24 protein-coding genes and 1 pseudogene are annotated in these 26,531 nt (G+C 72.0%); 11 read left to right on the top strand and 14 right to left on the bottom strand.

Annotated features, from left to right (window positions below):
* Positions 1-107: 107 nt before the first annotated feature.
* Entirely contained in the window at positions 108-1,697 is a 1,590-nt protein-coding gene (locus IW249_RS20030) for a phospholipase D family protein (protein WP_196922153.1), read from the top strand.
* Here IW249_RS20030 and IW249_RS20025 read toward each other — a convergent pair.
* Positions 1,646-2,389 carry a hypothetical protein gene (locus tag IW249_RS20025; protein WP_196922152.1) on the bottom strand — a complete coding sequence of 248 codons (744 nt, stop codon included), beginning with the start codon at positions 2,387-2,389 and terminating at the stop codon, positions 1,646-1,648. The genes IW249_RS20030 and IW249_RS20025 overlap by 52 nt on opposite strands.
* A gap of 377 nt (positions 2,390-2,766) precedes the next feature.
* Between IW249_RS20025 and IW249_RS20020 the strand changes: the two genes are divergently transcribed.
* Positions 2,767-3,591 carry a SigB/SigF/SigG family RNA polymerase sigma factor gene (locus tag IW249_RS20020; RefSeq protein WP_196922151.1) on the top strand — a complete coding sequence of 275 codons (825 nt, stop codon included), beginning with the start codon at positions 2,767-2,769 and terminating at the stop codon, positions 3,589-3,591.
* A 107-nt stretch (positions 3,592-3,698) separates the two neighbouring features.
* Here the strand turns inward: IW249_RS20020 and IW249_RS20015 are convergent, their stop codons facing one another.
* From IW249_RS20015 to IW249_RS20005, 3 genes are read right to left on the bottom strand one after another with little or no spacing between them, the layout of a single operon-like run.
* Positions 3,699-4,289, bottom strand: coding sequence for a GNAT family N-acetyltransferase (locus IW249_RS20015; RefSeq protein WP_196922150.1), 591 nt, complete (start codon positions 4,287-4,289; stop codon positions 3,699-3,701).
* Positions 4,286-5,797, bottom strand: a complete 1,512-nt coding sequence (locus IW249_RS20010) for an APC family permease (protein ID WP_196922149.1) — start codon at positions 5,795-5,797, stop codon at positions 4,286-4,288. Before IW249_RS20010 ends, IW249_RS20015 begins: the two co-directional genes overlap by 4 nt.
* A gap of 49 nt (positions 5,798-5,846) precedes the next feature.
* Positions 5,847-6,473 carry a GOLPH3/VPS74 family protein gene (locus IW249_RS20005; RefSeq protein ID WP_112602179.1) on the bottom strand — a complete coding sequence of 209 codons (627 nt, stop codon included), beginning with the start codon at positions 6,471-6,473 and terminating at the stop codon, positions 5,847-5,849.
* 183 nt (positions 6,474-6,656) lie between these two features.
* Between IW249_RS20005 and IW249_RS20000 the strand changes: the two genes are divergently transcribed.
* From IW249_RS20000 to hrpB, 3 genes are read left to right on the top strand one after another with little or no spacing between them, the layout of a single operon-like run.
* The gene (locus IW249_RS20000; protein WP_307788829.1) at positions 6,657-7,481 is read left to right on the top strand and encodes a helix-turn-helix domain-containing protein; all 825 of its coding nucleotides are present in this window, start codon (positions 6,657-6,659) and stop codon (positions 7,479-7,481) included.
* A gap of 41 nt (positions 7,482-7,522) precedes the next feature.
* The gene (locus IW249_RS19995; RefSeq protein ID WP_196922148.1) at positions 7,523-7,723 is read left to right on the top strand and encodes a DUF397 domain-containing protein; all 201 of its coding nucleotides are present in this window, start codon (positions 7,523-7,525) and stop codon (positions 7,721-7,723) included.
* Positions 7,724-7,751: 28 nt separating this feature from the next.
* Positions 7,752-10,292: an ATP-dependent helicase HrpB gene (gene hrpB / locus IW249_RS19990; RefSeq protein WP_196922147.1), complete on the top strand. Its 2,541-nt coding sequence runs from the start codon at positions 7,752-7,754 to the stop codon at positions 10,290-10,292.
* Positions 10,293-10,334: 42 nt separating this feature from the next.
* Here hrpB and IW249_RS19985 read toward each other — a convergent pair whose 3' ends face one another.
* Positions 10,335-11,060, bottom strand: a complete 726-nt coding sequence (locus IW249_RS19985; protein WP_196922146.1) for a PP2C family protein-serine/threonine phosphatase — start codon at positions 11,058-11,060, stop codon at positions 10,335-10,337.
* 273 nt (positions 11,061-11,333) lie between these two features.
* Here IW249_RS19985 and IW249_RS19980 point away from each other — a divergent pair, with 273 nt between their 5' ends.
* Positions 11,334-13,943 carry a glycoside hydrolase family 9 protein gene (locus tag IW249_RS19980; protein ID WP_196922145.1) on the top strand — a complete coding sequence of 870 codons (2,610 nt, stop codon included), beginning with the start codon at positions 11,334-11,336 and terminating at the stop codon, positions 13,941-13,943.
* A 66-nt stretch (positions 13,944-14,009) separates the two neighbouring features.
* Here IW249_RS19980 and IW249_RS19975 read toward each other — a convergent pair whose 3' ends face one another.
* Positions 14,010-14,666, bottom strand: coding sequence for an HAD family hydrolase (locus IW249_RS19975; RefSeq protein ID WP_196922144.1), 657 nt, complete (start codon positions 14,664-14,666; stop codon positions 14,010-14,012).
* Between the two features lie 112 nt (positions 14,667-14,778).
* Between IW249_RS19975 and IW249_RS19970 the strand changes: the two genes are divergently transcribed.
* Both IW249_RS19970 and IW249_RS19965 read left to right on the top strand, forming a co-directional pair.
* Positions 14,779-15,693 carry a hypothetical protein gene (locus IW249_RS19970; protein WP_196922143.1) on the top strand — a complete coding sequence of 305 codons (915 nt, stop codon included), beginning with the start codon at positions 14,779-14,781 and terminating at the stop codon, positions 15,691-15,693.
* Between the two features lie 173 nt (positions 15,694-15,866).
* Complete coding sequence (locus IW249_RS19965; protein WP_196922142.1) at positions 15,867-17,117, top strand: HNH endonuclease signature motif containing protein; 1,251 nt, start codon at positions 15,867-15,869, stop codon at positions 17,115-17,117.
* A 173-nt stretch (positions 17,118-17,290) separates the two neighbouring features.
* On the opposite strand, the gene IW249_RS19960 is transcribed toward IW249_RS19965, so the two are convergent.
* Positions 17,291-18,370 carry an IS110 family RNA-guided transposase gene (locus IW249_RS19960; protein ID WP_196920513.1) on the bottom strand — a complete coding sequence of 360 codons (1,080 nt, stop codon included), beginning with the start codon at positions 18,368-18,370 and terminating at the stop codon, positions 17,291-17,293.
* Between the two features lie 319 nt (positions 18,371-18,689).
* Between IW249_RS19960 and IW249_RS19955 the strand changes: the two are divergent.
* Positions 18,690-19,137, top strand: a pseudogene (locus tag IW249_RS19955) (transposase).
* Here IW249_RS19955 and IW249_RS19950 read toward each other — a convergent pair.
* From IW249_RS19950 to IW249_RS19925, 6 genes are all read right to left on the bottom strand, one after another.
* Positions 19,067-19,360 (bottom strand): hypothetical protein, encoded by a 294-nt coding sequence (locus IW249_RS19950; RefSeq protein ID WP_196922141.1) that lies wholly within the window; start codon positions 19,358-19,360, stop codon positions 19,067-19,069. The pseudogene IW249_RS19955 and the gene IW249_RS19950 overlap by 71 nt on opposite strands.
* Before the next feature lie 135 nt (positions 19,361-19,495).
* Positions 19,496-19,753, bottom strand: a complete 258-nt coding sequence (locus IW249_RS19945) for a UBP-type zinc finger domain-containing protein (protein ID WP_091401591.1) — start codon at positions 19,751-19,753, stop codon at positions 19,496-19,498.
* Positions 19,750-21,321 carry a Na+/H+ antiporter gene (locus IW249_RS19940; RefSeq protein ID WP_196922140.1) on the bottom strand — a complete coding sequence of 524 codons (1,572 nt, stop codon included), beginning with the start codon at positions 21,319-21,321 and terminating at the stop codon, positions 19,750-19,752. The genes IW249_RS19945 and IW249_RS19940 overlap by 4 nt, the downstream gene beginning before the upstream one ends.
* 37 nt (positions 21,322-21,358) lie before the next feature.
* Positions 21,359-22,324, bottom strand: coding sequence for a TIGR03885 family FMN-dependent LLM class oxidoreductase (locus IW249_RS19935; protein ID WP_196922139.1), 966 nt, complete (start codon positions 22,322-22,324; stop codon positions 21,359-21,361).
* A 52-nt stretch (positions 22,325-22,376) separates the two neighbouring features.
* A complete protein-coding gene (locus IW249_RS19930) occupies positions 22,377-23,792 on the bottom strand; it encodes an NADP-dependent succinic semialdehyde dehydrogenase (RefSeq protein WP_196922138.1) in 1,416 nt (471 codons plus the stop codon).
* A gap of 12 nt (positions 23,793-23,804) precedes the next feature.
* A complete protein-coding gene (locus IW249_RS19925) occupies positions 23,805-24,068 on the bottom strand; it encodes a DUF6343 family protein (RefSeq protein WP_091401582.1) in 264 nt (87 codons plus the stop codon).
* 123 nt (positions 24,069-24,191) lie between these two features.
* Here IW249_RS19925 and IW249_RS19920 point away from each other — a divergent pair, with 123 nt between their 5' ends.
* Positions 24,192-24,785 (top strand): antibiotic biosynthesis monooxygenase, encoded by a 594-nt coding sequence (locus IW249_RS19920; protein WP_196922137.1) that lies wholly within the window; start codon positions 24,192-24,194, stop codon positions 24,783-24,785.
* Between the two features lie 120 nt (positions 24,786-24,905).
* Positions 24,906-25,757 carry a GDSL-type esterase/lipase family protein gene (locus tag IW249_RS19915; protein ID WP_196922136.1) on the top strand — a complete coding sequence of 284 codons (852 nt, stop codon included), beginning with the start codon at positions 24,906-24,908 and terminating at the stop codon, positions 25,755-25,757.
* A gap of 17 nt (positions 25,758-25,774) precedes the next feature.
* On the opposite strand, the gene IW249_RS19910 is transcribed toward IW249_RS19915, so the two are convergent.
* On the bottom strand, positions 25,775-26,530 hold the full coding sequence (locus IW249_RS19910; RefSeq protein ID WP_196922135.1) for an EcsC family protein: 756 nt from the start codon (positions 26,528-26,530) through the stop codon (positions 25,775-25,777).
* Between the last annotated feature and the right edge of the window lies 1 nt (position 26,531).

The raw sequence follows: 26,531 nt of genomic DNA, 5'->3' as shown, positions 1-26,531 counted from the left end.
TCGCTTCCGATGGCGTTGGCCAGGTCACCGGTCTGTCGGCCTGGCGTGCGGACCCGCGTCGGGGGCCCTACCGTGAGGACGTTGCCGACCTCCAGGGGGGCTGGACGGTGCCGTTGCAGGACTGGTTTCTCACCGCTGAGGAACGCGCCAACCCGGTCTCTGGCATACCCGTATGGACCACGGGAAACCTCGCCGAGCCGTTGATTCACGGCGCCGCGTACTTCGACCGGCTGGTCGAGGAGGTCGAGGCCCTGGGCCCCGACGACCACCTGTTCTTCACCGACTGGCGGGGTGACCCGGACCAGCGGCTGCGCCCGGACGGCCCGACAGTTGCCCAGCTCTTCGCGCAGGCCGCGCAGCGCGGTGTGGTGGTCAAGGGGTTGATCTGGCGCTCACACCTCGACGTCCTGGCGTACAGCGAGGCGGAGAACCGCGACCTCAGCGAGACGATCTCGGCCGCCGGTGGCGAGGTGCTGCTGGACCAGCGGGTCCGGCGCGGCGGCTCGCACCATCAGAAGCTCGTGGTGCTGCGGCACCTGGGCGCGCCCGAGCGGGACGTCGCCTTCGCCGGCGGAATCGACCTGTGCCACAGCCGCCGCGACGACGCCGCGCACCACGGCGACCCGCAACCGGTGCAGATGTCCCCCCGGTACGGACCCAATCCGCCGTGGCACGACGTGCAGCTCGCGGTGCGCGGTCCGGTGGTCGGCGCGTTGGACACGCTGTTCCGGGAACGCTGGACCGACCCGATGCCGTTGGACTCGGAGAACCCGGTCGCCTACCTGCGGGACCGGCTGCGCGGCTCGGACCTGCGCCCCGACCCGCTGCCCGAGCAACCGGCCGATCCGCCGCCCTGTGGTCCGCACCAGATCCAGGTGCTGCGCACCTACCCCGCCGTCCGGCCCCGCTACTCGTTCGCACCGGACGGGGAGCGGACCGTGGCCCGGGGCTACACCAAGGCGGTACGCCGGGCCCGTCGGCTCATCTACCTGGAGGATCAGTACCTCTGGTCGGCCGAGGTCGCGGACCTGTTCGCGCACGCGCTGCGGGACAACCCGGACCTGCACCTGATCGCCGTCGTCCCCCGCCACCCGGACGTGGACGGCAGGCTGGCCCTGCCGCCGAACATGGTCGGGCGTGAGCAGGCGCTGTCGTTGTGCGAGCGGGCCGCACCGGACCGGGTGCACGTGTTCGACGTGGAGAACCACGCCGGCAACCCGGTCTACGTGCACGCGAAGGTCTGTGTGGTCGACGACGTCTGGGCCAGCGTGGGCAGCGACAACTTCAATCGGCGGTCCTGGACGCACGACAGCGAGTTGTCCTGCGCGGTGCTCGACGAGACCCCGGACCAGCGGGAGCCCACCGACCCCGCCGGGCGGGGCGACGGCGCGCGCAGTTTCGCCCGGGACCTGCGACTGCGGCTGTGGCGCGAGCACCTGGACCGTGACCCGGACGGCGCGGACGACGCCGACCTGCTGGACCCGGCGGACGCCGTCGCGGCCGTCACGGCCGCCGCCGACGCGCTACAGCAGTGGTACGACGACGGCCAGGTGGGAGAACGCCCGCCCGGGCGGCTGCGGCCGCACCGCCCCGAGCGGCTGCCGTGGTACACGCGGGCCTGGGCTCTGCCGGTGTACCGGCTGGTCTACGACCCGGACGGCAGGCCACTGCGGGCGAGGCTGGCCGGCACCTGGTGAAGTGGACGGGCCGGCTCCGCGACAGCGTGCACGCTCAGCCCGCCGGGGTAGGCGAACGACGAGCGCGGTGAGTAGTAGCCGAAGCCGATGGTCAGCGGGTTGGCCGGACGCAGCGCGTACACCGGGTGGCCGGGCTGGAGGAACTCCACCGACTCGATCTCGAACGGGGCGACCGGCTCGGCGACGAACGGGTAGGCCGAGCTGAGCAGCTGGCCGTCGCGCCGGGTGAAGTAACGGTGGTGCCCACTGCTGATCACGTGCCCGGTCTCCCCCACGCGACACCGGGCCCGGATCAGCGGCGTGCCGTCGATCTCCGTCTCGGAGAGCAGGTCCTCGCCGTTCACGTCGATCCGGGTGCGCCCGGCGAGCACCGGGGCGCCGCGGGCGACGGCGTACTCACGGACCCGCCGGCTGGAGGCCACGTAGTGGGTCCACCAGCCGCCCGCGTTGAGGCCGCCGGGCGCGTCGACGCCCACCAGCGAGACGCCGAGGTAGGTCAGCGAGTACGCGCCGAAGCCGGAGGTCTGCGTCTCGTCGTCGACGATGTACTGGTTGAGGAAGACCTGCCGGTCGGGGCGGGGGCAGAGTCCCGGAGGGACCAGCGCGGCGACCGCGTCGGGATCCGCCGGCAGCCAGCTGAAGTAGAGGGTGCGACTGTTCACGACGAGCTGGGGAGCGGCTGGATCGAGCACGGTGCCTCCGAACCGGGTGTGTACACGCGACGCTACGGCCGGTCCCACCAGCGGGACAAGGACGGATAGTCGACACTCCTGGCGACTTGTCGGATTTCGTGTTGACCACTCGACGTGGCCTGTGGGCCGATCGGCCCGGCCAGCCGGCCGACCGGGCAGCGGCGCTACGGCCGGAACAACGGGTAAGGATCCTCACAGCTACCCCAACTTCCGCCCCACTTGCCCGTTTTGTTATCGAACATACCTTAAGTACATCAACCTTTCGGCTAGATTTCTGGGAGACGATCAGGTTAAGGTGACTCCCGAACGGCCCATTGAAAGCTAAACCAAAGCGTCACGTCTTTTTGTCAGCGGACGAGGTGCAGGGAGGACCACCCATGACCGCGCCAACGATCACCGAGCAGCCGAGCGCCGCCGTCAAGGCCACCACCAAGCTCGACCCGCGCGCTCTCACCGACAGCGCCGCCGACCTGCTCAACGCGATGGCGGCGCTGCCCGCCAACCACCCGTCGCGCGCCGCGCTGCGGGACCGGGCGATCGAGGCCTGGCTGCCGCTCGCCAACCACCTCGCCCACCGCTACAGCGGGCGCGGCGAGCCGAACGACGACCTGGCGCAGACCGCCGCGATCGGCCTGATCAAGGCCATCGACAAGTTCGACCCCTCGCGCGGTGTCGACTTCGCCGGCTACGCGATCCCCACCATCATCGGCGAGCTCAAGCGGCACTTCCGCGACCGCACCTGGGACATCCGGGTGCCCCGCCGGCTCCAGGAGCTGCGGCTGGCCATCTCCGACGCCAACAGCTCGCTCCTGCAGACCCTCGGCCGCTCCCCGACGGTCGCCGACATCGCCGCGCACCTCAAGCTCACCGAGGAAGAGGTGCTGGAGGGCCTGGAAGGCGCCCGCGCGTACAACGCGGTGTCGCTGTCCACCCCGACCGGCGACGGCGAGCGCGCCACCGAACTGGGCGACATGCTCGGCGGCGAGGACAGCGAGTTCGAGCTGGCCGAGCTGCGCGTGGCCCTCGGCCCGGCGCTGGCCACCCTCGACGAGCGCGAGCAGAAGATCCTCACGCTGCGCTTCTACGGCAACCTGACCCAGTCGCAGATCGCCGACCAGATCGGCGTCTCGCAGATGCACGTCTCGCGGCTGCTGACCCGGGCGCTGACCAAGCTGCGTGGCCAGCTCGACGGCACGTACTGACCAGCTGACGACAGGAGGGCCGGGTCCGAGGACCCGGCCCTCCTCCGCGTCTGGGTTGTCACGTGAGCGTGACAACACGGACGCTGGGGCGTAGCGATGCGATCGCGTCAGGAGCTGACCGGCTCCCGCCACATCGGCCAGAACGGCGTGCCGTCGGGCACCCGGAACGGCTCGCCGGCCAGGTAGCCGTGCTTCGCGTACAGGTCCCGGCTGCGCGGGCTGCTCGCCTCCAGGTACGCCGGCATCCCGTTGGCGTCCAGCCAGGCGTGGTGGTGGCGCATCAGCGCGCTACCCAACCCCTGCCCCTGCCGGTCGGGCCGGGTCGCCAGGAACGCGAGGTGGTGGTGGTCCGGATGCGGGTGGTTCGCCGCGAACAGCTCGTCGAGGTGCTGGAACCGGTCGGTCCACTCGCCGCAGGCGGCGGCCAGTCGGGCGTCGTAGTCCGCCGGCGGCGGCGCCGGCTCGCCGACGGACGGAAACCAGACGGCAACCGAGGCCCGGTCCGCTGTGGCGTGGACGATGCCGTGCCGCATCGCGTGCCCGACCAGGATCTCGAAGTCTCCGGCCAGTACGGCCTCCCGCTTGCTCGGGTCGGGGACCAGCCAGTACGTCACCTCCAGGACGGTGAACGCCTCGGCGATCCGACCCGCCGCGAGGCTGGTCTCCTCCGGCCCGAGTTGCTCGATGACCACGCTCATCGGGTCACCTCCGCGGCGGCCGGCGCCTCCGGCTTGACGGCCGCCGCGGCGCTCGCCGCGCCCAGACCGATCCGGGCGTACGTGTCCGGGCGGTTGCTGCGCAGCAGCAGGGCCCAGCCGATGCCCAGCAGGGCAGCCACCGGGTACGCGGCGGGCAGCGCCCAGCGCAGCGTCGAGTCCGGCGCGACGCCGAGCAGGTTGGCGAAGTTCGACACGGCCAACCAGATGATCACGAAGAGCGCGATGGTGGCCAGGCCGGGCGCGATGGCCCGTCGCCAGAGGTTCTCGCCCCCGCCGGAGCGGGCGAAGTAGGCGATCACCGCCACCGACGTGGTGGCGATCAGCAGCAGGACACCAAAGCCGCCGGTGGTACCGACCCAGAAGAAGAGCTGGACCACCGGGTCCCAGCCGTTGACCGCGTACAGCAGGATGACCAGCAGTCCGAGGACGCTCTGCGCCACCGAGGCGGCCCGCGGCGCCCCGGTACGGGCCGAGGTCTGCCCGAACACCGCTGGCAGCACCCGCTCCCGACCGAGGGCGAAGGTGTAGCGGGCCGTGGTGTTGTGGAACGAGATCATCGCGGCGAGCACCGAGGTCAGGAAGAGCACCTGCCCGATGGTGACCGCTGTGTCGCCGAGGTGCGCGGCGGCCAGGTTGAAGATGAGCCCGACACTCTGCTCCCCGGCCTCGGCGACGATCTGGTCCTGCCCGACCGCGACGGTCATGGTCCAGGACGACAGCGCGTACAGCCCGGCGATGATCGCCACCGAGAGGTAGGTGGCCAGCGGCACGGTCCGCTTCGGGTCCTTGCTCTCCTCGCTGAAGACCACCGCCGACTCGAAGCCGACGAAGCCGAGGACGGCGAGCACCAGCACCGCGCCGACCCCCGTCACGAAGAGGTTGTCCGGTGAGAACGAGGCGAAGCTGACCTCACCGTTGGCCGGGTTGCCGAGCTGTCCCAGGTCGAAGACGACGACCACCACGATCTCGGCGACCAGCAGCGCGGCCAGGACCATGCCGTTGAGGTCGACCCGGAGCAGGCCGAGCAGGCCTACCAACGCCCACGCCACCAGGGCCACGACGGCCCAGTGCGGGTGTCCGCCGAAGAGCCGGTCGAGCACTGGCTCGGCCGCCACGCCGATGGTGCCGTACAGCCCGACCTGCAACGCGTTGTACGCGATCAGCGCGACCCAGGCGGCGCCCACGCCGGCCGGTCGGCCAAGGCCGCGGGACACGTAGGCGTAGAAGGCGCCGGCGTTCTCCACCCGGCGGGACATCGCCACGTAGCCCACCGAGAACAGCGCGAGTACCGCGGCGATCAGCAGGAAGGCCAGCGGGATGCCGGTCACCCCGATGACGCCGTAGCCGGTGGTGACGACGCCGGCCACCACTGTCAGCGGCGCGGCGGCGGAGAGGACGAAGAAGATCACCGAGGGGATGCCGAGACGGCCCCGGGCCAGGGCTTCGGAGACGTTGCTGGGTCGGTCGACTGTCGATGTCGGGGGCATACGACTACTCCGATCGTCGAGGGGAGGGTTGGGGGTTACCGGGGGGGGATCAGGGGATGCCGCGCAGCACGGCGGCGCCGACGGCGGCCTCGGTGTGCCCGACGAGTTCCTTGAGTGGTGCCGGCAGCGCGGGGATGAGGACGTTCAGCCGGTGGTGCGCGCGAGGGCCGGCGCTCCACAGCACCTCGCGGGTCAGCCCCGCGGCCACGACCAGGCCGAGCAGCAGGGCGTCCGGCACGCCCGGCGGGTCCGGCCGGTCCAGCAGGGCCCGTAGCCGGGTGGCCGGCCAGGCCACCGCGTTGAGGTCGATCGGCAGGTAGCTGACAGTGGTACGCAGCAGCCGGCGACTCTCCTGGCGGCGCAGCACCCCGGCGCGGGCCAACCGCTCCCCCACCGAGGTCGTGGCGCTCTGGGCCAGGAAGCTCAGCCAGGTGCGCAATTCCCGGTGCTGGGACTCACCGACCAACTGGTCCAGCACCGTGTGCGCCAGGGCGTCGGCCGGCGGACGCCGGTCGATGACGGTGATCTGCCCGGCCGTGACGGTGATATGTCCATAAAGGATCAGCTCGCCGAGGAGCCCGCCGGCCAGCCCGAGCCCGGTCGCCGCAGGGTGCAGTTTCGCCTTGCCGCGACTGTCGTTGTGTGCGATCAGGAAGAACTCGTCGGCGATGAGCAACGGTCCTCCCGCACAGGTGTGTCCACAGTGATCGCGACCGGGAAAGGATGCACCGACAGCTACTGCAACGCAACTCCCAGATTCGAAAGTTGCACTCCGTGCATCTGCGACCTGCGGATCTTGTCGTGGCAGACTCGGACGGTGACCGCCACTCCCACCATCCGACCCGCCGCCAGCCCGACCGTGCGGCGTCGCCGCATCGCCCGGGAACTCCGCCAACTTCGGGAACGCGCGGGCATGACCCTCGATGTGGCAGCCCGTCAGCTCGACATGTCGAAGAGCAACCTGTCCCGGATCGAGACCGCGCAGATCGGCATCAAACCGCGCGACGTCCGGGCCGCCCTCGCGCTGTACCAGGTGACCGGTTCGGATGCCGAAGCGCTGATCGAGATCGCCCGGGGGGCACAGCAGCGGGGCTGGTGGCAGAACTACAGCGACGTGCTGCCCGAGTGGTTCGAGTTCTACGTCGGGCTGGAGGCCGAGGCGGCGGCACTGCGCACGTACGAGGCCGAGTCGGTGCCCGGGCTGTTGCAGACCGAGGCGTACGCCCGGGAGATCTTCCGGCGCACCGCCGGCGAGGACGGTCTGGAGCGCAAGATCGCCGCCCGACTGCGCCGGCAGGAGGTGCTGCGTCGGGAGGACCCGGTCGACCTGTCGGTGATCCTCAACGAGGCGGTGCTCCTGCGCCCGGTCGGCGGCACCGCGGTGATGGCCGAACAGTTGGTCCACATGAGCCGGATCGCACAACTACCCAACGTGACAATCCAGGTACTTCCCTTCGCGGCCGGCGGGCATCCGGCCATGAGCACCCCGTACGTGATCCTCAACTTCGCCGACGCCGCCGACGCGTCAGTGGTTTACCTGGATAACCTCACGATGGGGCTGGCTCTGGAGGAAGCCGATCATGTGCTCGGGTATAGCCTTCTGCACGAGGAGCTGTGCCGGATGGCGCTCGATCCGACGGCGTCGATGACCCGTCTTGAGCATGCTTCTCGTAACTTTGCGTGACCGCTTCTGCGGCACGCCGACGCAGACGAGAGGTACCGCGGATGACGGCGTACGACCTGACCCGAGCGGACTGGCGCACCAGCACGCGCAGCAGCGGCAACGGCAACTGCGTGGAGGTCGCGACAGTCGACGGTCAGGTCGCCGTCCGGGACAGCAAGGACCGTTCCGGCCCGGTGCTCGCCTTCGGCGCGGCGGCCTGGCGGGCCTTCGTGCTCGGCGCCGGCGAGGTCCGTCGCCCCTGACGCGCCCACGCCGGTGCGAGACTGGGCCGTGCTCTCCGACGTAACACTTGACCTGCCGGTCCGTCCGGTGCTGCCGGCGCTGGTCACGGCGCTCGACGCGGCCGGCGCCGGTGTGCTGGTGGCCCCACCGGGCACCGGCAAGACCACCCTGGCGCCGCTGGCCGTGGCCGACCGGGTGACCGGCCGGGTGGTGATCGCCCAACCCCGCCGGGTGGCGGCTCGTGCCGCTGCCCGACGCATGGCCGAGCTGCTCGGCGAGCGGGTCGGTGAGCGGGTCGGCTACGCGGTGCGCGGCGAGCGCCGGGTCGGCCCGGCCACCCGGATCGAGGTGGTCACCACCGGCCTGCTGGTCCGCCGGCTGCACCACGACCCGGAGCTGCCCGGCACGGGTGCCGTGCTGCTCGACGAGTGCCACGAACGCCAACTCGACGCCGACCTCGCGCTGGCCTTCACCGTGGAGGCGCGCGCCACAATCCGGCCGGACCTGTGGCTGCTGGCGATGTCGGCGACTCCGGACACCGACCGGTTCGCCGCGCTGCTGGGCGGGCCCACCCCGGCCCCGGTGGTTCGGGCCGACTCGGCGTTGCATCCGGTGCAGCGGATCTGGGTGCCCCCGGCACGTCCCATCGCCCCGCCCGGGGCCGGGCCGGTGGACCGTGCCCTGCTCGACCACGTGGCCGCCACCGTCCGGCGGGCGCTGCGCGAGCACGACGGTGACGTGCTCGTCTTCCTGCCCGGGGCCGGCGAGATCGCGGCGGTCACCGGCCGGTTGAGCGACCTGCGGGACACAGTGGCGCTGCTGCCGCTGCACGGCCGTCAACGCGGCACCGAGCAGGACGCCGCGCTGCGTCGCGCGGACCGACGGCGGGTGGTGCTGGCCACCGCGCTGGCCGAGACCAGTCTGACCGTCCCGGGCGTGCGGATCGTGGTGGACGCCGGGCTCTCCCGGGTGCCCCGGATCGACCTGGCCCGAGGGCTCGGCGCGCTGGTCACCGTGCCGGTCTCCCGCGCCGCCGCCACCCAGCGGGCTGGCCGGGCCGGCCGGGAGGCCCCCGGGTACGTCTACCGCTGCTGGTCGGCGGCGACCCACGAGCGGCTGCCCGCCCGCGCCGAGCCGGAGATCGCCACCGCCGATCTGACCGGCTTCGCGCTGGAGCTGGCCGCCTGGGGCGCACCGGACGGTGTCGGGCTCGCGTTGCCCGACGCGCCACCGGCCGCCGCGATGACGGTGGCCCGGGACACCCTGCAGACCCTGGGCGCCGTAGACGCCGACGGTCGGATCACCGCGCGGGGACTGTCGATCGCCGCCGCCGGAGCGCACCCACGGCTGGCCCGGGCGCTGCTCGACGGCGCCGGCCGGGTCGGCGCCGACCGAGCCGCCGAGGTGGTGGCCCTGCTCGCCGAGGAGAGCGCGGCCGGCCCCGGTGACGACCTGGTCGCCGGATGGCGTCGGCTGCGCACCGGCGTGGACGCGGGCGCCACCGCCCGCTGGCGCACCGAGGTACGCCGGCTACGCGCGGCGCTGCCGACCCGCACCCCACCGAAGGGCCGCGCCGATGCCACCGACCGGACCGGCTCAGCTGGGCTGAGCGACGATCTCGCCGCCGGGCTGCTGGTCGGGCTGGCGTACCCGGAACGGTTGGCCCGGGTGCGGCGGCCGGGCGGTTCGGCGTACCTGATGACCGGCGGGACCGCGGCGGAGCTGGCGGCCGGCTCGGGGCTGGCCGGGTCGGACTGGCTGGCGGTGGCGGTCGCGGACCGCACCCCCGGCGCGCCGTCGGCCCGGATCCGCCGGGCCGCACCGGTGGACGAGGCGACGGCCCGGGAGGCGGCCGGTCCGCTGCTGCGCACCGGCCGCGAGGTCGGCTGGTCCGACGGGGACGTGGTGGCCCGGGAGGTGACCCGGCTGGGCGCGATCGAGCTGGTCCAGCGGCGGCTGGACCGGCCGGACCGGGCCGAGGTGGCTGCCGCGTTGCTGACCGGCCTGCGTCAGGACGGGCTGGGGCTGCTGCCGTGGACACCGTCGGCGCGAGGGCTGCGCGAGCGGCTCGCGTTCCTCCGGCACCACCTGGGTGATCCGTGGCCGGAGGTCGGCGACGACTCGTTGCTCGACGCCGCGCCCAGCTGGCTGGGCCCGGAGCTGGCCGCCGCGCGCCGCCGGGCCGACCTGGCGCGAGTGGACGTGTCGTCGGCGCTGCGTCGGCTGCTGCCCTGGGCCCAGGCCGCCCGCCTCGACGAGTTGGCCCCGGAGCGGATCGAGGTGCCGAGTGGTTCCCGGGTCCGGCTGGACTACAGCGACCCGGGCGCGCCCGTGCTCGCCGTGAAGCTCCAGGAGACGTTCGGCTGGCCGGCGGCCCCCCGCATCGCCGGCGGTCGGGTGCCGGTGCTGCTGCACCTGCTCTCCCCCGCCGGCCGGCCGGTGGCGGTCACCGCCGACCTGGCCTCGTTCTGGCGTACCGGTTACCCGCAGGTCCGCTCCGAGCTACGCGGGCGCTATCCCCGGCACCCGTGGCCGGAGGACCCGGGAACGGCGACGCCCACCCGGCACGCCACGCCACGTCGGCGCTGAGCGCCGGCCTATTCCTCGACGCCGTCGGCGCTGAGCGCCGGCCTACTCCTCGACGACGTCGGCCACCACGACTGTGACGTTGTCCGGTGCGCCGGCGTGCAGGGCCAGGTCGATCAGCTTGGCGGCGCAGGCGTCCCGGTCCGGATAGCCGCTGAGCACCTCGGTGAGGGTGTCCGGGCGGACCACGTTGGAGAGGCCGTCGCTGCACAGCAGCCACCGGTCGCCGGCCCGGGGCACCATCGTCGCGTACGACGGGGAGACCTCTTCACCCTGCAACGCCTGGGTGACCACGGCGCGGCGCGGGTGGCTGCTGGCCTGGTCGGGGGTGATCACGCCCTGATCCACCAACATCTGCACGAACGTGTCGTCCCGGGTGACCTGCTTGAGCACGCCCTCGCGGAACAGGTAGGCCCGGGAGTCGCCGACGTGCGCGAGCGCCAGGCAGCTGCCGGTACGGGCGAAGAGCAGGGCGGTCAGCGTGGTGCCCATGCCCTGGCGCTCGGGATCCTCGGCGACCGCCTGTCGGATCCGGGAGGTCGCCAGGGCGATGCCACCCTCGAGCGCGGCCACCAGGGCGTCCTCGGGTGTCTCCACGTCCAGCGGGGCGACCGCGTCGATGGTGAGGGCGCTGGCCAGGTCGCCGGCGGCCATCCCGCCCATGCCGTCGGCGACGGCGACGAGCCAGCTGCCGGCGTGCAGGGCGTCCTGGTTTCCGCTGCGGATCAGCCCACGGTCGCTCGTTCCCACGGAACGCAGCTTCAGGGTCATGGGAGGCAGCCTGCCAGGCGAAGGGCGCAGTTGTCTCTAGGAGATCGAGACGACGGCGCGTGGCGCGGTCAATCTCACGTCCGGACGGCGGCGCGGCGGGAGGCGCCCGCCGGGCTGACCGCCCACGTGGGATGCCGGAACCCATCCAACCAGATCAATTGACATGACGTACCGGCACTGGAAACATCGAGCCGATACCTGGGAGCGCTCCCAGGTTCCTCGCACCACAGTGCCACCACCACCGTCCCACTTTCCGTCCCGGAAGGACTCCCCGTGACGCCATCCCGACGCCGCCTCCTGTTGGCTGCGGCGACCACTCTGGCCCTCACCGGCGCGGGCGCCGGCGCGGCCCACGCCGACCCACCACCGGACGCCCCCGAACAGATCGACAACGGCGACTTCAGCGCCGGGGTGAGCCCCTGGTTCTCCTTCGGCACCGGAGCGCTGGCGGTCACCGACGGCCAGCTCTGCACCACGGTCGCGGGCGGGCTGGCCAACCCGTGGGACGCCGGCATCGGCCAGGACGGCGTGCCGCTGATCGCCGGCGCCGAATACACCCTCGGCTTCGCGGTCTCCGCCACTCCCGGCGCCGCGGTCAAGGCCGTGTTGCAGCTCGGCAGCGCTCCGTACACCACGTACGCGGCAGTCGACGCCACCGCGACCGGCACCATCCAGCGGGTCGAGCAGACCTTCACCGTCCCGGACGACAACCCCAACGCCCAGCTGATCTTCCAGGTCGGCGGTTCCGCCCAGGCGCAGACCATCTGCCTGGACGACGTGTCGCTGCGCGGCGGTGAGCCGCCCGAGCCGTACGAGCCGGACACCGGGCCACGGGTGCGCGTCAACCAGGTCGGCTACCTTCCCGGCGGCCCGAAGAACGCCACTGTCGTCACCGAGGCCACCGAGCCGCTGCCCTGGCAGCTGCGCAGCGCCGCCGGCGCGGTCGTGGCCAGTGGCAGCACCACCGCTCGCGGTGTCGACGCCGCCTCCGGGCAGAACGTGCAGAGTGTCGACTTCTCCAGCTACCGCACTCCCGGCACCGGGCTCACGCTCACCGTGGACGGCGAGACCAGCCACCCGTTCGACATCTCCGGCGCCCTCTACGACCAGCTGCGCTCCGACTCGTTGCAGTTCTTCTACGCCCAGCGCAGCGGCATCGCCATCGACGGCGACCTGATCGGCGACGAGTACGCCCGACCCGCCGGCCACCTCGGCGTCGCACCCAACCAGGGCGACACCAACGTGCCCTGCCAGCCGGGTGTCTGCGACTACTCCCTCGACGTGCGCGGCGGTTGGTACGACGCCGGTGACCACGGCAAGTACGTGGTCAACGGCGGCATCGCCACCTACCAGCTGTTGAACACCTTCGAACGGACCCGGACGGCGGCCACCGCCAACGGCGGCGCGGAACTCGCCGACGGCACGCTGCGGGTGCCCGAGCGCGACAACGGGGTGCCGGACATCCTCGACGAGGCCCGCTGGGAGCTGGAGTTCCTGCTGCGCATGCAGGTGCCCGCCGGCAAGCCGCTCGCCGGCATGGTCCACCACAAGATCCACGACCAGAACTGGACCGGGCTGCCGCTCGCCCCGCAGGACGACCCGCAGCCGCGCGAGCTGCACCCACCGTCGACAGCGGCCACCCTCAACCTCGCCGCCACCGCCGCCCAGTGCGCCCGGCTCTTCGCGCCGTACGACGCGGCGTTCGCGACCCGCTGCGGCACCGCCGCGAAGACGGCCTACGCCGCGGCCAAGGCCCACCCGGCGGTGTACGCCAGCCCGACCGACGGCACCGGCGGCGGCGCGTACGACGACAGCAACGTCACCGACGAGTTCTACTGGGCGGCGGCCGAGCTGTACCTGACCACCGGGGCGCAGAACTACCTGGCCGACCTGACCGCCTCACCGCACCACACCGGGAACGTGTTCGACGCCCGGGGCTTCGGCTGGCAGAGCGTTGCCGCGCTGGGCCGCCTCGACCTGGCCACCGTGCCGAACGGGCTGCCCGCCGCCGATCTGGCCCGGGTCCGCGCCTCGGTCACCGCCGCGGCCGACACGTACCTCGCCGAGCTGCGCCGGCAGGCGTACGGGCTGCCGATGCCCGGTGACGCCAACAGCTACTTCTGGGGCGGCAACAGCAACGTCATCAACAACGCCGTGGTGCTGGCCACCGCGTTCGACCTGACCCGCAACCCCGTCTACCGCGACGGCGCCGTGCAGGCCATGGACTACGTCCTCGGTCGCAACGCCCTGAACATCTCCTACGTCACCGGGTGGGGTGAGCACGCCGCGCAGAACCAGCACAGCCGGATCTTCGGCCACCAGCTCGACCCGAACCTGCCCCGACCGCCCGCCGGCTCCCTCGCCGGCGGCCCGAACGCGGCCCTCCAGGACCCGTTCGTGGCGCAGCTGCTCGCCGGTTGCGAGCCGATGTTCTGCTACGTCGACGACATCAACTCGTACTCGACAAACGAGGTGGCGATCAACTGGAACTCGGCGCTGGCCTGGATCTCCTCGTTCCTGGCCGACCAGGGTGACGCCGGCGCGGTGCCGGCCACCACCTGCACGGCGCGCTACTCCAACTACGGCACCTGGCAGGGCGGCACCGGGTTCACCGGGCAGCTGACCATCCAGAACACGGGCGCCACCGCCGTCAACGGCTGGAGCGTGCGCTTCGCGTTCACCGGTGACCAGCGGGTACGCGAGGCGTGGCTGGCGAAGGTCACCCAGTCCGGTGCGACGGTGACAGCGCGCAACGAGTCGTACAACGCCAAGATCGCGCCCGGCGGCACTGTGACGTTCGGCTTCAACGCGACCACGGGCGGCGGCGCCAACCCGAGCCCCGGCCTGGTCACTGTCAACGGGGCGGCCTGCTCGCTGACCTGATGGACGTCCCGGTGACCGCCCTCAGCGGGCGGCCACCGGGACCGCACGTTTCGCGCGGCCGGCGGGTCAACCGCCGGCCGCGTTGTGCTTCGCGACCAGGCTGGGGAGTTCGTCCAGCGAGTCGATCCGGAACAGGCACCGCTCGGCCACCGTGGAGGGGTCGAGGATGTGGCCCCACGGACCACGTCGGATCAGGCAGGTCTTCATGCCGGCATCCAGGGCCGGGCGCACGTCGTTGTCGGGTCGGTCGCCGACGTACAGGATCGACGACGCGACGCCACCGCCCGCGGCGACGACCCGCTCGAAGAACGCCGGTGACGGCTTCGCCACGCCCCACCCGTGCGAGGTGCCGATCACGTCCACCGGAAGGTCGAGATCGCGCAGGGTCGCCTCCGCATGAGCTGGCTGGTTGCCGGCCAGGCCCACGAACAGGCCCTGGTCCTTCAAGGACTCCAGGCATCCCCGCGCGTCCGGGTAGAGATCCTCCTCGGCGAACGACTCCGGCTGGCCGGCAGCGGCCCGGCGCTCCAGCTCGGCCGTGAGATCGAAATCGGGCCGGAAGACCCGGAACGTCTCCTGATAGTCCAGACCCCTGGCGATCACCGCGCCGAAGACCGCCGAGAAGGTGTGCCGGGGCACGCCGAGCCAGTCGGCCCAGGCAGCGAACTCGTGAGACTCGTCGAGAATGGTCCCACCAACATCGAAGATGACAGTGTCAATCATGTCCGTCCCCCGTTGACGCTCGCACGTCGGTGAAGCATAGACGGGCGTACGAGCGGCCGGGCACACCGCAAAACCGATGGATCGGTCGCGCCGAGTGAGCCATGGTGACGCCATGGATGGCGACGAACTGCCGGGCGCGGAGCGTCGGGTGTGGGCGGCGATGCCGGCCGGGACGCGAACGGCGTTGGCCGGCCTGTCCGGCGCGGATCTACGTACTCTGCTGTTGGGCCTGGCCCGCGACCGGGCGGCGACCGTGCGTCCACCCGAGGTGGTGCGCCGCTGGCGCGAGGACCGCTTCGTCCGCCCGGCCCGTGCCGACCCGCGCGCGCTGGCACGGGTGGAGGCCCGGATGTGGCAACTGCTGCCCGCCGACGTCGCCGGGGTGGAGCTGTCGCCGGTCGTACCGGTCGGCACCTGCTCGGCGGTCGCGCCGGTCAGCCAGAACAGGATCGTCACCACGATGCGCGCCAGCGAGGTGCTCAGCGATCCCACAAACGCCCTCGCCATCGAGGCTGCCGTGCGTCGTCGCCGACAGAGCGAGGTGCACCTGGCCGCTGCCCATCGGGTGCTGCGGGCGCAGGATTTCGGCAGCGAGGCGTCGGCGCACTTCCGGCTCTTCGCCCTGGTGTCCAGCGCCCGGGACACCGGCTCGGGCCGCACGGAGGCTCGGCTGCTGGTCCGGCACCTCACCTACTGGCGGACCGTCCTCGCCGAGCTGGCACCGGCCGCCGCGCCTCAGCTGCACATCACCACCTTCGACGACAGGGTCATCCGGGAGCGGCTGGCCGACACCGTCCGACCGGCGCTCGCCGGGGATGTGGTGCCGCTGGTGGACGAACCGGAGCGATCTCGCGGTCGCGGCTACTACACGGGGTGCGCCCTGCGGATCACCGCCCTGGACGGCAGCCTGGAGATCGGCGACGGCGGCCTCACCGACTGGACCGCCCGGCTGAGCGGCGACGCGAAGGAACGATGTCTCGTCTCCTGCCTCGCCACCGAACGTCTCATCGACGGCATCAGCCGCTGAACCGGGCTCAGCGAATCTGGCGAGTCGGCCCAGCCGCACGTCGGCGTGCGCAGCGACCCCGTGAAGGCACCTCGTCCGCTTCGGGTGGTCACGGATTGTCGCCGCTCCGAAGCAGCCGAACCTGGCCTACTGAGCGACCCGAAAGTGTCGTACACGTGTTCTATCGTCGGTCCATGTTGGAGGAGTTGGCGCAGGCCGAGGCGGCAGTTGCCGACTGCCTCGACGCACCGACGTGGGCTCTTCCAGAGCACGACCTCGTCGCGGCACTCGACGCCGCGCACCGGCTCGAGCAGCGTCTGGCCGCGGTCAAGCTGGCCCTCGTGCGCGAGTTGGACGGTCGAGGCACCGCGACCGCGCAGGGCGCGTCGTCGACGGCAGTGTGGTTGCGGGACCGGTTGCGCCTCGGGGTCGGTGCGGCCCGTCGTCTGGTCGAGCTGGCCGCGACGCTCGATGCCGCCCCGACCGGTGTGCGGGACGCGCTGGCCGGCGGAGCCGTCGACGTGGAGCAGGTCCGGGTCATCGCCGGCACGGTCGAGACCGTCCACACCGCCGCCGGGGCGGAGGCCGCCGACAAGGCGATCGGCGTCCTCGTCGACTGGGCGGCGCAGTTCGACGCCACCCTGTTGCGCCGGCTCGGCACCCGGATCCTCGATCACGTCGCCCCGGAGGTCGCCGATGCCGCCGCCAAGGCGGCGATGGAGGCCGAGGCCCGCCGAGCCTGCCGAGACCGCCATGTGACGCTGTCCGAGCTGCGAGACGGCCGACTGCGGCTGTCCGGCATCCTCGACGGCGAGGCGGCGGGTCTACTGCGCGCCGCGATCGACCCACTGACCGCACCGTCCGGTCCGGACGATCCACGTTCTCCCGGGCAACGCCGGCACGACGCGCTCGCCGACCTCTGCCGGCTTGCCCTGCGCACCGGCGAGTTGCCCGAGCACGGCGGCGAAGCCGCCCAGGTCGTCGTCACCACCAGCTTCGACCCGCTGGCTCTGCGGCTCGGCGCCGGCACTCTCGACACCGGCCTGCACCTCACCCCGGAGACGGTGCGTCGGCTCGCCTGCGACGCCACGATCCTGCCCGCCGTCCTCGGCAGCGCCGGTCAGACGCTCGACGTCGGCCGGCAGCGCCGACTCTTCACCGGCCCACTACGCCGCGCCCTGGTGCTCCGCGACCGTGGCTGCGCGTTCCCCGGCTGCGACCGCCCACCGCGCTGGTGCGACGCCCACCACATCCGCCACTGGGCAGACGGCGGCACCACCAGCCTCGACAACGCCGTGCTGCTCTGCGGCCACCACCACCGACACGTCCACACCAGCGACTGGGCGGTCCGGCTCGGCCGCGACGGCCACCCCGAGTTCGTCCCACCCGCCTGGCTCGACCCCGAACAAATCCCCCGCCGCAACCACTACCACCTACGGACGTGACCAGAGCCAGCTACCCGACGGCGGCACGATCGGATAGCCACCCCACGCCGTGCCACCGCTCGCTCGACAAGTACCGGCGGACCGCGCCAAACCGCACTCCGACCAACGCCTGTCCGGGCTGCTGGCCGGCACCGGCCCAGGGGCGCGTCCTGCCGATCTGTGAGTGGGGGTTGTCAAGGGGTGCGGTGGTGGGTGGTGATGGTGCGGTAGAGCTGTCGGGCGATGTAGCGCTTGAGGCAGCGGTTGATTTCTCTGGTGGTGCGGCCTTGGGCGCGGCGTCGGTTGATGTAGTCGCGGGTTTCGGGGTGGATGCGGCGGCGGGTCAGGGCGATGGTGTGTAGGGCGCTGTTGAGGGTTCTGTCGCCGCCGCGGTTGAGGCGGTGTCGGTCGGTGCGGCCGCTGGCGACGGGTATGGGGGCGGCGCCGGCGAGGGTGGCGTAGGCGGCTTCGGAGCGGACGCGGCCGGGGTGTGACCAGGCGGTGAGGGCGATCGCGGCGGTGACGGGTCCGACTCCGGGTTGGTCGAGCAGGGGTGGGCAGAGTTCGGTGACGAGGGCGCGGAGGCGTCGGTGGTTGTCGGCCAGTGCGGCGTCGAGGGTGTGGATGTGACGGGCGAGGGTGCCCAGTTCGCGGCGGCGGGTGTGTTCCTCGGTGGGCAGGTGGGTGCTCTCGGGTAGGTCGAGGGCGGCCAGGCGGGCGATCTGGTGGGTGGTGCTCAGCCCGCGTAGGGCGTGGCGCAGGGCGTCGTCGGCGGTCAGGATCAGCGCTTTGACCAGGTTGACCGTGGCGGTGCGCGTGTCGCTGTGGTGGCGGCGGCAGACCAGCAGCAGACGCAGCGCTTCGCGTGGTCCGTCGCTGCGGGGCACAGCGATATGGTCGGTGGACAGTGCCAGCACCGCGTGGGCGGCGGCGACCGCGTCGAGTTGATCGGACTTCCCGCCCCGGCGGCGGGCCGCCGGGGCGGGTTTGGGTGCCTCGCAGACCGGTTCACCGGCAGCGCTCAACAGCCGGCACAGTCCCTGACCGTGCGCCCGGGTGCCCTCTACCGCCCACAACCGGCGCCCGTCCGGCGGGGTGTGCGCGGCGGCGAAGGCCACCAGCTGGCTCAACCCGTCCGGGTCGGTGGACACGGTGACCTGCGCCAGCACCGCCCCGAACCGGTCGAGCACGGCAGCGGTGTGCGTGTCGGTATGGGTGTCCACCCCCACCACCACGTCATAGCGATCCGTGACCCGCTCTACGATCTGTGCCATCTCGGGTTGTTGCTCCTTTGCCAGTGACGACCGGGACAGTCGGCGTCGGCTCGGGATGCAGTCACCTCGGCGGCAAATCTGTGATGGGCCACGTGTGCTCGCACGGGCAGGCTTCTGATCAGGCCAGCAAGGTGGGCCGGGCCGGCGCCGACGACCACCTGGGGACAGGTCTTGCACAAGGCACACCCGCACTCCGAGCGGCCGGATCGGCAATGAGCCACCCAAGCGATCATCGACGCCGAACCTAGCGGCAACCAGCCGAACCGATCACCACATACATAGAAGCGTCTTGTAGTGGCTGATCACCGACGATGCGCCGGTGGTACGTGGTGGTGAACTGACCGATGAGGCGTGGGCGGTCATTGCCCCGCTGCTTCCCGAGCCGGGCGGTGCGCGGGGGCGATGGCGCCAGGGCGGTGACAACCCGCAGCTCCTGGCACTACTGGACGCGATCCGCGTCAACGAGCCGGGACCGGCCCGGGCTCGCAGCGTCCCGACGTGCTGATCGCGGACAAGGGCTACGCCCGCGACTCCACCAGACGCCCTGAGATCGCGCGAGATCCGGCAGGTCATCCCGCAATGCTCAGACCAGGTCGCCCGCCAGACCGCCAAGGGCAGCCACGGCGGGCGACCAGCGACCTTCGATGAGGCGACCTACCCGCAAGCGCAACGTCGTGGAATGCTGCTTCAACCGGCTCAACTCACAAGCTCGTTCAGTCCATCGATCATCCGAACGTCGAGAGCCCAACCTTCGGCGAGATCGGTGATCGTCGCGTACTCCTCACCTGTCAGCCGCACCCGGTAGTCGAGGACGTTGGCGCAGAGCGTGTCCAGCCCGAGCTGCTCCTCACCCGCCATCACATCAACCAGCGAGTCCGCGAGTCGTGGATCCAGGAGTGCGCCCATCTCGGCCTCAGCCTGTGCATCCGCCCGTCCCGATAGCGCCTCGACCAGACGCTGGAAGCGCCGGCAATCCTGGGTCCAGTACACGGCCGAAGCATGTCATGACCAGGACGCCGATCCATGATCGGCAGGACACGCTCTAGCCGTGCAACCGCTCAACGGCCGTCCCGGCGAGCCGCGCCGTCCTGACCCCAACCAGCAGCCAGCGCCAACGGCCGACGATCAGCCGATCTCCTCGTCGACGAAGCACCAGCGCCATGCCTCGCCCGGCTGGGCCGAGCGGATCACCGGGTGGCCGGTGGACGCGAAGTGCTTGCTCGCGTGCTGGTTCGGCGATGAGTCACAGCAGCCCACCTGCCCGCAGCTCAGGCAGGTGCGCAGGTGCACCCAGTAGGTGTCGCCGATGGCGACGCAGTCCGCGCACTCGTCGGGGGTACGGGGCTCGGCGGCACCGGCCTCGGTCAGGTGCTGACAGCTCACTTCTCAACCTCTCGCAGCAACGACTCTTCCAGGTCCAGGTCACGGTAGGCCTGCACCAGCACTTCCTCAGGGATCCGACCGGAGTCCCGGGCCGCCCGGAACACATCCCGCTCGGCGTCGATCATCTCCTGTCGCAGCCGACCGTACGCCTGCGACGGGGTCTCCCGCTCGTCGCCGCCGAGCCGTTCCCACGCCATGTTGGTGCGGTCCTCCACCGCTCGGCGCAGCCGGTCCACCACCGCGTCCGGTGCGCCGTCGGCCAACTCGTCGAGGCGGTCCTGGGCGGCCTTGCTGGCCTGCTGCTGCACGGCGGCCGCGGAGAGCGCGTCCTGCACCGGGTCGTCCTGCGGCAGGTTCAACCGCCGGGCGACCAGCGGCAGGGTGGCGCCCTGGCCGACCAGGGTGAAAACGATCACGGCGAAGGCCAGCCAGATCAACAACGCCCTGGGGTACGGCTCGTCGCCGGCCAGGGTCAGCGGCAGGGCCAGCGCGGCGGCGAGGGTCACCACGCCCCGCATGCCGGCCCAGCCGATGATGATCGGGAACTTCGGCGACGGCCGGGCGTCACGACGGCGGACCCGGGGGACCAACCGGGCCAGGTAGGTGGCCGGGAAGAGCCAGACGAACCGGGTCAGGAAGACGGTGGCGAGCACCGCGAAGGTGATCAGGATGAGCGATCCGATCGGCTCGTCGAGATCGCGCAGCACCTCCCGCAGTTGCAGCCCGACCAGCAGGAAGACCAGGCCCTCCAGCAGGAAACGGACCAGCCGCCAGAACGCGCCGATCTGCAACCGGGACGCCGCCGACAGCAGTTGGGGCAGCTTGTGTCCGAGCACCAGACCGGTGACGACCACCGCGACCACCCCGGAGGCGTGCAGGTGTTCGGCGGTGAACACCACAGCGAACGGGATGATCAACGACAGCGCGTTGTCCAGCAGCGGGTCGCTGATCCGCCGGTGCAGGAAGCCGAACACCACCGCCCCGAGCGCCCCGATCAGGATGCCGCCGCCGGTGGACCGCAGCACCTCGATGGCGATCTTGTCGGCGCCGACGGCCGAGCCGACGGTGGCCATTGTCGCGACCCGCAGCAGCACCAGGGCGGTCGCGTCGTTGACCAGGCTCTCACCCTCCAGAATGGTGACGACCCGGCGGGGCAGCCCGACCCGGCGGGCGACGGCCGTGGCGGCCACCGCGTCCGGTGGGGCGACCACCGCGCCGAGGGCCAGGCAGATCGCGAACGGCAGCTGCGGCAACAGCAGGTGCAGCACCAACCCGACCACGAACGCGGTGAACAACACCAGGCCGACCGCGAGCAGCAGGATCGGCCGGATGTTGTTCTTGAACGCCGGCACCGAGGTCTCCAGCGCGGCCACGTAGAGCAGCGGCGGCAGGATGCCGACCAGCACCAACTCCGGGTCGAGTTCCACCTGTGGGAAGCCCGGCACGAACGAGAGCCCCAGGCCGAGAACGACCAGCACGATCGGCGCGAGCAGGCCGAGCCGGCGGGCCAACGCGGCACCCAGGGTGGCGATCGCCAGGAAGACGACGACCGGAAACAGGCTTTCCATGGGGTACGAGCCTAGGGGTACGGCTGTTCGGCCTCGATCAGCCGCCCGGGCGCAGCTTCGGCAGCACCTCCGCACCGAACGCGTCGATGAAGCCGCGCTGCTCCTGCCCGACGTGGTGCAGGGCGATCTGGTCGAAGCCGAGCTGCGCGTACTCCTCCAACCAGCCGACGTGCCGGCCCAGGTCCGCGGACACGTTCACCACCTCGGCGACCCGCTGTGCCGGCACGTCGGCGGAGACCACGTCGAAGTGTTCGACGGTTTCCAGGTCCCAGCAGACCGGCGGGGCGAAGACGTTGCTGCGCCACTGGTCGTGGGCGATGGCCTCGGCCTGGGCCTGCTCGGGCGCCCAGGAGACGTGCACCTGGAGGTGCAGCGGCCCCCGCCCGCCCGCGTCCCGGTACGCGTCGATCATCTCGCGCAGGTGCGCCACCGGCGCGTTCACGGTGATCAGTCCGTCCGCCCATTCGGCGCACCAGCGGGCGGTGGCCACGCTGACGGCGGCGCCGACCAGCGCGGGCGGCTGCTCGGGGCGGGTCCAGAGCCGGGCCCGATCGACCCGGACCAGGCCGTCGTGGCTGACCTCCTCGCCGGCCAGCAGGGCCCGGATCACGTCCACGCACTCGCGCAGCCGGGCGGCGCGTACGTCCTTGCGCGGCCACGGGTCACCGGTGATGTGCTCGTTGCTGGCCTCGCCGGTGCCCAGGGCCGCCCAGAACCGGCCCGGGTACATCGCGCCGAGGGTGCCGATCGCCTGCGCGATGATCGCCGGGTGGTATCGCTGGCCGGGCGCGTTGACCACGCCGAACGGCATGCCGGTGGCCTGCAACGCCGAGCCCAGCCAGGACCAGGCGAAGCCGGACTCGCCCTGCCGGGCGCTCCACGGGGAGAAGTGGTCGGAGCACATGGCGGCGTCGAAGCCGGCCCGCTCGGCGTGCATCACCGCCTCCAACAGGGCGCGTGGACCGATCTGCTCATGTGAGGCGTGAAACCCGTACGACGTCATGGGCACACTTCCTACCCACGACGGCCCCGGCTGACGCGTGCCGCGCCCCGAACTACTCGGCGTGCGCCCCAGCGCCGGCCGAGGCGGCGCCCTCGCCCACCCAGACCGTCTTGGTGTTGCAGAACTCCCGCATGCCCAGCGCCGACAACTCCCGCCCGTAACCGGAGTTCTTCACACCGCCGAACGGCAACTCCGGGTAGGAGGTGGTCATCCCGTTGATGAAGACGTTGCCGGCGTCCAGGTCGGTCGCGAAGCGCTCCTGCTCGGCGCGGTCCCGGGTCCAGGCGTTCGACCCGAGCCCGAAGCTGGTGCCGTTGGCGACCTCGATGGCCTCCTCGTACGACGAGACCCGGAACAGGCCGGCGACCGGGCCGAAGACCTCCTCGGACCACATCCGCATCTGCGGGGTGAGGTCGGTGACCACTGTCGGCGGGTAGAACCAGCCGTCGCCGCTCGGTGGCTCGCCGCCGCAGAGCACCGTCGCGCCGTTGTCCACCGCGTCGCGGACCTGGGCGTGCACCTCGTCGCGGCCCCGCTCGCTGGCCAGCGGCCCGACGTCGGTGTTCGGGTCCATCGGGTCGCCGACGCGCAGCGCGGCCATGTTGGCGGCGAACTTCTCGGCGAAGGCGTCGAACACGTCGGTGTGCACGATGAACCGCTTCGCGGCGATGCAGGACTGGCCGTTGTTCTGGCAGCGGGCGGTGGTGGCCACCTCGGCGGCCCGGTCCACGTCCGCCGAGGGCATCACCACGAACGGGTCGCTGCCGCCGAGTTCGAGGACCGTCTTCTTCAGCTCGCGGCCGGCGATCTGGGCGATGGACCGGCCGGCGGGCTCACTGCCGGTGAGCGTCGCGGCGCGAACCCGGGGGTCGCTGAGGATGTGGTCGACGGCCTCCGAGTCGACCAGCACTGTGGTGAAGGCCCCCTCGGGGAAGCCGGCTCGCCGGAACACGTCCTCCAGCAGCAGCGCGGTCTGCGGCACGTTCGAGGCGTGCTTGAGCAGGCCGGTGTTGCCGGCCATCAGCGCCGGGGCGGCGAAGCGCATCACCTGCCAGAGCGGGAAGTTCCACGGCATCACAGCAAGCACCACGCCGATCGGCTGGTACCGGATGAACGCCCGGATCGCCTTCACGGCGTCGGCGTCGGCCGGCTCGTCGGCGAGGAACGCGGGGGCCTTGTCGGCGTAGAAGCGGGCGGCGCTGGCGCACTTGGTCACCTCGGCCTGCGCCGCGACGTACGTCTTGCCCATTTCCGTGGTCATGATCCGGGCGATCTCGTCGCGCTCGGCGTCCAGCAGGTCGGCCGCGGCGTTCATCCACTGGGCGCGCTGGTCGACGGTGGTCTCCCGCAGCTGGTGGAACGCGAGGTCGGTGCGCTCGATGGCGTCGTCGAGTTGCTCCGTGGACATCGCCTCATAGGTCTTGAGCACCTGTCCGGTGGCGGGGTTGGTGGTGGCGATGTGGGGCATCTCGTCCTCCTGTCACTCGAACAACGAGTGTCGTACGCCCGGCTCCTCGCGGCGGCGGGCGGCGCGGCGGCGCTGGATCACGACCAGGTCGACCACGGCGACCACGGCGAAGATCGCGCAGAGTACGCCGAGCCAGGCGATGCCGGCCCAGAACGCCAGCACCGCGAAGAGCACCATGATCACCAGCCCGAAGCTGGCGAGGGTGAGCCGAAGGTTCAATGCGCTGTTCGCGTGGCCGACCGTGCCACGGGCGCGCCGGGGCTGCGATCTCGTCATAACCCCCGATCTACCCCTGATCGGCCGGGTTAACCGGTACGGCGCGCTTCCACCCTCGGACGCGGCGGTGTGCTCCGGCACATCCGTTCGCGCCGGGGCCTCGCGCGACCGCAGGATGGGCGCATGTCAATGACCCTCGCCGTGCCGGTGACCGTCTCCATCGCCCGCCGCGTCGACCCCGGACGGGCCAGCGAGATGGTGGCCTGGATGCGGGCTGGCACCGCGCTGGCCGAGGCGTTCCCCGGCTTCCTCGGCGCCGGCTGGGTGCAGAGCGGCCCCGGTTCGCCGGAGTGGCACATGCTCTACCGCTTCGCCGACGCCGAGACGCTGCACCGGTGGGAGGAGTCGCCGCAGCGGCACTGGTGGCTCAGCTCGGCGCAGGGCATCGTCGAGCACACCCGGGTCGAGCGGCGTACCGGGATCGAGGGCTGGTTCGACAGGCCGCTGGAGCACTCGGTGGACCGGGTGGAGCCGGCACCGCCCGCGTCGCCGCCCCGCTGGAAGCAGGCGGTGACCATCTGGCTGGCGTTCTTCCCGCTGAGCCTGACCGCCACAGTGCTGACGAGCCGCTTCCTCGACGCGGTGCCGCTGGCGGCCCGGGTGCTGCTGATGACGCTCTGCCTGACCCCGCTGATGACCTATCTGGTGCTGCCCCGGATCACCAGGGCGTTGCACTGGTGGCTGCACGGCCAGCGGGCACCGTGGCGGGACGCATAGCATCTCGACGGCTCCCGCGTCGGCGCTCTGCCGCATACCCGACAGCAACTTCCCGGCAAACCACATCCTGCGCATAGAGTTACCGCGCTGTCGCTCTGTGCTGCGGGAACGGGAGACGTCATGCCTCGACGCTGGGTCGCCGCCCTGGCCTGTCTCGCGGCGCTGGTCGCGCTGGCCTGCGAGGGCGGCAACTCCGCGGAACCCCGCCCCACCACGAGCGCCCCGCCGTCGAGCGGGCCCGGCGGCATCGCCGCCCTCGGCGACTCGATCAGCACCGGCTTCGCCTCCTGCCTGGTGCTCACCTCCTGCGAGCGCAATTCCTGGTCGACCGGGGACGGGCTGCGGGTGCAGAGCCACTACCGGCGGCTGCTCGAACAGAATGCGGCGATCCGCGACCGGACGTACAACCATGCCCGTCCCGGCGCCCGCGCGGACGCTCTAGCGGGTCAGGCCCAGGCGGCGGTACGTGACCGCCCCGACTACGTCACGGTGCTGATCGGTGCCAACGACGTCTGCCGGGGCGGGGTGGACGCGATGACGCCGGTGGCCCAGTTCCGGGCCGACGTCGACAGGGGGCTGCGCGTCCTGCGGACCGGCCGGCCGAAGGCCCGGGTGCTGGTGGTGAGCATCCCCGACCTGTACCGGCTCTGGGAGGTCGGGCACGACGACGCCCGGGCGACCCGCGCGTGGCGGCGGGGCATCTGCCCGGCCCTGCTGGCCGACGCGACCTCGACCGCACCCGTCGACCGGGCGCGCCGGGCCGCCGTCCGGGACCGGATCGACGCGTACAACGCCGAGTTGAAGGCGGCCTGCCGGGCGTACGGGGCACGGTGCCGGCACGACGGCGGCGCGTTGCACAAGGTCCGGTTCACCCTGGACCTGCTCAACCCGCTGGACTGGTTCCACCCCAACGCCACCGGCCAGGGCCGCATCGCCGAGGTGACCTGGCGCTCCTCCGGCCTGGCCAACTGACCGCCCGGGCGGGGCCGTCAGGGCTGGCGCGGCTCCGGGACGGGGTTGCCGCGGGAGCGGTAGAGGGCCCGGGATCGCTGGGCGAGGTCCTTTGTAGCCGACGAGTTGGCCCAGGTGCCGAGCACGATGGCCGCACCGGGGACGATCTTGGCTACCATCCGCTTCGCGGCCCGGACGCCGGCCATCTGGGCCAGCCGGATGCCGAGTTGCAGCATGACCCGGCCGAGCGGACGCTGGCCACCCAGACCGAAGAGCGCGTCGGCGCGTTCCCGGCCGGCGGCCACACCGAGTGCCAGCCGGGCGCTCTCGGCGACCTTGTGCACCCGCTGGAGCACCAGCAGGTCGGTGGCCCGGTCACTGTGCAGGGGGTCGACGTCGTACGCGGCGGCGATGTGCAGCACCATCCGCGCCTGGGTCCAGGCCAGCACGCCCACGTCGATCACGGCGCCGGGCAGCCCGGCCGCGCCGGAGACCGCGCCGGAGAGCCGGGCCAGGTTGACGAACTTGCGGGCCGCCTGGTCTGCCAGGACATCGGCGGAGATCCCCGGCTGCTCGGCCCGGGCACGGCTGGCCCACTGCACGGCCTCCGGCCCGAGGCGGCGCACCGCCTCCAGGGCGAGGTGCTCCGGCGCGTACTGCGGGTCGTCCCGCATCCGGTCCCAGAGCCGGGCCGGTGGACCCTCGGGGGCGTCCACCGGCCCGGCCGGCAGGTCGACGGGAGGCTGCGGAGTAGGGGCGGCGGGCTGACCGCCGCCAGGTGGGGTGTCGGTCACC

The organism is Micromonospora vinacea, from assembly GCF_015751785.1.
GTDB classification, from domain to species: Bacteria; Actinomycetota; Actinomycetes; order Mycobacteriales; family Micromonosporaceae; genus Micromonospora; species Micromonospora vinacea.
Note: the sequence above shows the minus strand (reverse complement) of the source record. Positions and strands in the feature narration are given on the sequence as shown.

Coding starts and splice junctions, on each gene's coding strand:
- IW249_RS20020 (WP_196922151.1), top strand. CDS start 2,767: ATGACCGCGCCAACGATCACCGAGCAGCCGAGCGCCGCCGTCAAGGCC.
- IW249_RS20015 (WP_196922150.1), bottom strand. CDS start 4,289: ATGAGCGTGGTCATCGAGCAACTCGGGCCGGAGGAGACCAGCCTCGCG.
- IW249_RS20010 (WP_196922149.1), bottom strand. CDS start 5,797: ATGCCCCCGACATCGACAGTCGACCGACCCAGCAACGTCTCCGAAGCC.
- IW249_RS19995 (WP_196922148.1), top strand. CDS start 7,523: ATGACGGCGTACGACCTGACCCGAGCGGACTGGCGCACCAGCACGCGC.
- IW249_RS19985 (WP_196922146.1), bottom strand. CDS start 11,060: ATGACCCTGAAGCTGCGTTCCGTGGGAACGAGCGACCGTGGGCTGATC.
- IW249_RS19975 (WP_196922144.1), bottom strand. CDS start 14,666: ATGATTGACACTGTCATCTTCGATGTTGGTGGGACCATTCTCGACGAG.
- IW249_RS19970 (WP_196922143.1), top strand. CDS start 14,779: ATGGATGGCGACGAACTGCCGGGCGCGGAGCGTCGGGTGTGGGCGGCG.
- IW249_RS19965 (WP_196922142.1), top strand. CDS start 15,867: ATGTTGGAGGAGTTGGCGCAGGCCGAGGCGGCAGTTGCCGACTGCCTC.
- IW249_RS19960 (WP_196920513.1), bottom strand. CDS start 18,370: ATGGCACAGATCGTAGAGCGGGTCACGGATCGCTATGACGTGGTGGTG.
- IW249_RS19940 (WP_196922140.1), bottom strand. CDS start 21,321: ATGGAAAGCCTGTTTCCGGTCGTCGTCTTCCTGGCGATCGCCACCCTG.
- IW249_RS19935 (WP_196922139.1), bottom strand. CDS start 22,324: ATGACGTCGTACGGGTTTCACGCCTCACATGAGCAGATCGGTCCACGC.
- IW249_RS19930 (WP_196922138.1), bottom strand. CDS start 23,792: ATGCCCCACATCGCCACCACCAACCCCGCCACCGGACAGGTGCTCAAG.
- IW249_RS19925 (WP_091401582.1), bottom strand. CDS start 24,068: ATGACGAGATCGCAGCCCCGGCGCGCCCGTGGCACGGTCGGCCACGCG.
- IW249_RS19920 (WP_196922137.1), top strand. CDS start 24,192: ATGTCAATGACCCTCGCCGTGCCGGTGACCGTCTCCATCGCCCGCCGC.
- IW249_RS19915 (WP_196922136.1), top strand. CDS start 24,906: ATGCCTCGACGCTGGGTCGCCGCCCTGGCCTGTCTCGCGGCGCTGGTC.